This window comes from Streptomyces gossypii (genome assembly GCF_025165795.1).
Classification (GTDB): domain Bacteria; phylum Actinomycetota; class Actinomycetes; order Streptomycetales; family Streptomycetaceae; genus Streptomyces; species Streptomyces gossypii.
The window spans coordinates 1-6,482 of record NZ_JAJAGO010000032.1 but is presented as its reverse complement, the minus strand read 5'-3'; the positions used below and the strand labels follow the sequence as shown (position 1 = coordinate 6,482).

The window sequence follows — 6,482 nt, the reverse complement described above, 5'->3', positions numbered from 1 at the left end:
GCAACAGACCCCACACTGTGGCCTGGCCCAGATCGGCGACCTCGTCATCCGTGCCGACAGCCACGGCCCCACGCGTCAGCGCGACCAGCCGAGTGGAGGCCAACCGCTCATCGGCCAGCCACTCCTGCAACTGCCCCAGGACCCGCGACACCTCCCGGTGCGCAGCCCCAGCAACCCCGCCCGTCTCCGCAACCTGCACATCCGGCGCACCAACCAGCACGACCACATCCGCAACCGGCGCACCATCCTCAACCGCAGCGCCCAACGCCGACAGATCCGCGAACGCCTCCACCGCGACACCCGCCGCACGCAACCCCTCACCAACCTGATGCGGATCCTCACCCACCGTCACCCACCGGCCGGACAGAGCCTCAGCAGACGCGGACTCCACATCAGAGAGCGTGGCCCACTCCAGATGCAGAAGAGATTCCTGCTCAGCACGGCCCGCCTGCGCCAACTGCTCCAGCGCCACCGGCCGCAGGATCAACGAGTCCGCCTGCGCCACCGGCTCACCGGTGCCATCAGCGACCGCGACGGACACACCATCCTCGCTCGTCTTCGCCAGACGCACCCGCAACGTGGTGGCACCCGAGGCGAACAGCCGCACAGCACTCCAGGCAAACGGCAGCCGAACCTCACCCCCGGACGGAAAGAAGTCCCCCAGCCCACTCGCCTGCACCGCAGCGTCGAGCAGTGCGGGGTGGATACCGAAGCGTCCGGCCTGATCCCGCTGCGCGTCAGGGAGAGCGACCTCGGCGAACACCTCATCACCACGCCGCCAGGCAGCCCGCAGCCCCTGGAACGCCGGACCGTACCCGTAGCCCGCCTCGGCCACCCGCTCGTAATGCCCCTCCACATCGATCGCGGTAGCACCCGGCGGCGGCCAAACCGTCAGATCCTCCGGAGCCGACGGAGCGCTCTCCATCGAGCCGGTGGTCAGGCTGCCGCTGGCATGCCGACTCCACTCCCCCACACCACCATCAGCATCAGCGCGGGAGAGAACCGAGAACATCCGCCGGCCCGTGTCGTCAGCCGGGGCGACACGCACCTGGAGGGCCACCCCGCCACGCTCCGGCAACACCAACGGCGCCTCCAGCGTCAACTCCTCCACCAGATCGCAGCCGACCTCATCACCGGCACGGACCGCCAACTCCACAAACCCGGTCCCCGGCATCAACACCAACCCGCCAACCACATGATCAGCAAGCCACCCATGCGACTGCACCGAAACCCGCCCAGTCAGCACCACACCGCCATCAGCCACCTCAACCGCGGCAGCCAGCAACGGATGCCCCACCGACCCCTGGCCCAGCTCCGCCGGATCACCCGACCCACCCGAAACCGACAACCAGAACCGCTCCCGCTGGAACGCATACGTCGGCAACTCCACCCGCCGCGACCCTGCCCCGGCGAACACCGTTGACCACTCCACCGGCACGCCGTGGGTGAACGCCTCGGCCACCGAGGTGGTGAACCGCTCCAGCCCGCCCTCGTCCCGGCGCAGCGACCCCACAGCCGCGGCAGACGCCCCGACATCGTCGATCGTCTCCTGCACACCCACGACCACCGCCGGGTGCGGACTCGCCTCGACGAAGACCCTGTAGCCATCCTCCAGCAACGTCCGGGTAGCCGATTCGAACTGCACCGGCTGCCGCAGATTACGGAACCAGTAGTCCGCGTCCAACTCGGCCGTGTCCATCCACTCACCGGTCACCGTGGACAAGAACGGAGTACGAGAGGTTTTGGGTTCTATTCCCGCCAGGACCTCCAGTAGCTCGTCCCGGATCTGCTCGACCTGCGGCGAGTGCGAGGCATAATCCACCGGAATCCGCCGCGTCCGAACACCGTCATCGGCGCACTCGGCCAGCAGCTCGTCCAACGCCGCATCGTCACCGGAGACGACCACCGAGTTCGGGCCGTTGACGGCAGCGACGGTCAACAGATCAGCCCACCGCTCCAGCCGCCCGCTCACCGCCTCAAGACCCGACGCGACAGACACCATCCCACCGCCACCGGACAACGCCACCAACGCCCGGCTGCGCAGAGCCACCACCCTCGCCGCGTCCGCCAACGACAGCCCACCGGCCACACACACCGCGGCGATCTCACCCTGCGAATGACCGAACACCGCAGCAGGCTCCACACCGTGAGCACGCCACAACTCAGCCAACGACACGTTCACCGCGAACAGAACCGGCTGGACCACATCCACCCGATCCAGCCCAGGCGCACCGGCAGCACCGTGCAGCACATCGAGCAGATCCCACTCCACATACGGAGCAAGCGCATCCGCACACTCCCGCAACCGCCCGGCAAACACCGGCGACTCCTCAGCCAGGCGGACCGCCATGCCTACCCACTGCGACCCCTGCCCCGGGAACATCACCACCGTCCGGGCATCACCGCGAACCACACCCGACACCACACCCGCGGCACCCTCACCACGCGACAGAGAATCCAGGCCGGTGAGCAAACCGTCGCGTTCGGTGGCCGATACCACTGCCCGGTGATCGAAGACAGCCCGTGTGGTGGCCAGCGAATAACCCACATCGCCGACGGCCAGTTCCGGGTGACTGGTCATGTGCTGGTGCAGCCGCTCCGCCTGCGCACGCAACCCGCCCTCAGATCGCGCGGAGAGCACCCACGGCACCACCGGCACATCGACAGTCCCACCGTCGATCTCGTCTTCGGCGGGCGCGGATTCCGGCTCGCCCGGTGAGGCTTGTTCGAGAATGACGTGGGCGTTGGTGCCGCTGATCCCAAATGAGGACACCGCGGCCCGCCGCGGCCGATCGGTCTCCGGCCACGGCTGCGCCTCGGTCAGCAGCGCCACCGATCCCGCCGACCAGTCCACCTGCGACGACGGCTCCTCCGCATGCAGCGTCCGGGGCAGCTCCCCGTGCCGCATCGCCATCACCATCTTGATCACACCAGCCACCCCGGCCGCAGCCTGGGTATGCGCGATGTTCGACTTCACCGACCCCAGCCACAACGGACGCTCCTCCGACCGCCCCTGACCGTAGGTAGCCAGCAGTGCCTGCGCCTCGATCGGATCCCCCAACGAGGTCCCCGTCCCATGCGCCTCCACCACATCCACCTCAGCAGCGGACAACCGGGAATTCGCCAACGCCTGCCGGATCACCCGCTGCTGCGACGGACCGTTCGGCGCCGTCAGCCCGCTGCTCGCACCATCCTGATTCACCGCGCTGCCACGGAACACCGCCAGCACCGGATGCCCGTTGCGCTCAGCATCCGACAACCGCTCCAGCAGCAGCAGACCCACACCCTCGCCCCAGCCGGTGCCATCCGCACCCGCCGCAAACGACTTGCACCGCCCGTCGACAGCCAGACCCCGCTGCCTGCTGAACTCCACAAACGCTATGGGGTCAGACATGACGGTGGCTCCGCCAGCGAGCGCCAGCGAACACTCACCCGACCGCAGAGCCTGTGCCGCCCAATGCATGGCCACCAACGACGACGAACACGCCGTGTCCACCGTCACCGCCGGCCCCTCCAGACCGAAGGTGTAGGAAACGCGGCCCGAGACGACACTGCCTGCGCTACCTGTGCCGAGGTAGCCCTCCAGGCCCTCCGGTGTCCGGGGCAGGCGGGAAATGTAGTCGTTGTACATGACACCGGCGAACACGCCGGTCGGCGTCCCCCGCAGCGACTGCGGATCGATACCCGCGTTTTCGAACGTCTCCCACGTGGCTTCCAGCAGCAGCCGCTGCTGCGGATCCATCGTCAGAGCCTCACGCGGGCTGATACCGAAGAAGCCGGGGTCGAAGTATTCCGCGTCGTGCACGAACCCGCCCTCGCGGGTATAGCTCGTGCCCGCATGATCCGGGTCCGGGTCGTACAGAGCGTCGATGTCCCATCCCCGGCCGGTCGGGAATTCGGAGATCGCGTCCACACCGTCCGCGACCAGCCGCCACAGATCGTCCGGTCCTGTCACGCCGCCCGGATACCGGCAGCTCATGGCAACGATCGCAATGGGATCCTCGGCCACCGACACCGCAACAGCCCGACTGGCCGTGACCTCGGCCTCCGTACCAGCCAACTCTCCACGGATGTGCTCAGCCAGAGCCGATGGCGTGGGGTAGTCGAAACCCAGGGTCGCCGGCAGGCGCAGCCCGGTGGCCGCGTTCAGCCGGTTGCGGAGTTCGACGGTCATCAGAGAGTCGAAGCCGAGCTCGAGGAATCCCCGGCGGATCTCGATGTCGTGCGCCGAGGCGTGACCCAGCACGGTGGCTGCATGAGACCGAACCAGTTCCAGCACCAGCCGGTCCTGCTCCGTCTCGGACAACCCGGCCAACCGATCGGCCAGCGCGGACGAGGCACGGGAAGACGTGCCGCCCCTGCTCGGCCGCTGGGCCGGGAGCCGCACCACGTTCCGCAACAGCGGAGGCAGTGTGCCTTCGCGGGCTGCCGTGCGCACCGCCTTGAGGTCGAGCCGCATGGGCACCGTTGTCGGTTCGGACAGCGTCAGCGCGGCGTCGAACAGTGCCAGTCCTTCGGCCGGCGTTATCGGCACCATGCCGCCACGAGACAGGCGGGCGTTGTCGGCCCGGTCCAGCTGCGCGGTGATACCCCCGGCTTCGTCCCACAGTCCCCACGCCAACGACGAAGCGCGGTAACCGGCGGCCCTGCGATGTGCCGCCAGGGCATCCAGGAACGCATTGGCTGCGCTGTAGTTGCCCTGCCCCGGTCCCCCCAGCACGCCGGCGGCCGAGGAGAACAACACGAACGCGGACAGCTCCAGGTCCGCGGTCAGCTCATGCAGATGCCACGCGGCATCCACCTTCGGGCGGAACACGCGCTCGACGTGTTCGGCAGTGAGCGAGGAGATCACGCCGTCGTCCAGCACTCCCGCCGTGTGGATGACCGCGGTCAGGGGGTGGTCGGAGGGGACCTCGGCCAGCAGCGCGGCCACCGCATCCCGGTCGGCGACATCACACGCGGTGACCGTGACTGAGGCACCCAACTCGGCCAGCTCCTCGGCCAGCTCCTCGGCACCCGGTGCGTTCATGCCGCGCCGACTGGTCAGCAGCAGGTGCCTGGCCCCGTACTCGGCTGCCAGATGCCGGGCCGTCAGCCCTCCGAGCCCTCCCGTACCACCGGTGATCAGCACCGTCCCGTCCGGATTCAGACCGCCGCCCCCACCGGCGGGAGCTGGCGAGGAGGGGATCCGAGCCAGCCGGGGCATGTAGACGGTCCCGGCACGTACGGCGAGCTGGGGCTCGCCCGAAGCGAGCGCTGCCGGCAAGGCGCGGAGTGAATCGTCGTGGTCGTCGAGGTCGACGAGCGTGAACCGGTCCGGGTTCTCCGATTGCGCGGAGCGGATCAGTCCCGAGAGCGACGCCGCGGACAGGTCGGCATTCCCGCCAGATCCGCCGTCCGGTGACACCTCGACCGCTCCCCGCGTGACGACGACCAGGCGGGCGGAGTCGAACCGGCGGTCGGCAAGCCAGTCCTGCACAACACCGAGGACCTCGCCCACCGTGGTTTTGGCCGCGGTGGGGACGTCGGTGCCCGCAGTCTGTTGGGGTGCGCGCCACAAGAACACCGACTCCGGATCTGCTGTGCCTGCCGCGACCGCCTCTCCCAGGCTGGTGAGGTCGGAGAAGGTAGCCACGTCGCCGACTGCGGAGAGGTCGGGCCCGGTGCCCAGGACCGCCCAGCGACCGGCCGGTGCCGGAGCGTCGGCCGCAACAGGCGCAGGTGTCCACTCAATGCGGAACAGTGACTCATGTACGGAGGTGCGTGCGGCGTCGAGCTGCTCCCGGTTGATCGGCCGAAGCGTAAGGGACTCGACCGAAGCAACGGACTGGCCGTGCTCGTCCGCCATTTCCAGAGAAACGCCGCCGGAATCGGTGGTGGCAAGCCGGATGCGCAGTGCTGACACATCGGAGGCGGTCACCGACACACCAGTCCAGGCGAACGGCAGTGCGGCCTGAGCGGGCTCCTCCTCGTCGCCGACCGGTTGCTGAATCGCGATCGCGTGGAGCGCCGCGTCCAGCAGCGCGGGATGCAGGATGAATCGCGAGGTCTCGACCTCGTCCGCAAGTGTGACCTCGGCAAAGGTCTCGTCACCGCGTCGCCAGGCGGCCCGCAGCCCCTGGAAGCGGGGACCGTATTCGACGCCGAGGTCACCCAGGCGCTCATACAGACCGTCCACGTCGATCGCGGTAGCACCCGGCGGCGGCCAAACCGTCAGGTCTGCTGTGCCAGATGCCGGAGACCCGGTGGTCAGGCTGCCGCTGGCATGCCGACTCCACTCCCCCACACCACCATCAGCATCACCACGAGAGAGAACCGAGAACATCCGCCGGCCGGAGTCGTCAGCCGGGGCGATACGCACCTGAATCGCCACCCCGCCACGCTCCGGCAACACCAACGGCGCCTCCAGCGTCAACTCCTCCACCAGATCGCAGCCGACCTCATCACCAGCACGGACCGCCAACTCCACAAACCCGGTCCCC

General features: G+C 68.7%; 1 protein-coding gene. It reads right to left on the bottom strand.

The window, feature by feature from the left end:
* On the bottom strand, positions 1-6,469 hold a 6,469-nt coding region (locus LHJ74_RS33980), incomplete at its 3' end, for a type I polyketide synthase (protein ID WP_260222222.1).
* Positions 6,470-6,482 lie beyond the last annotated feature (13 nt).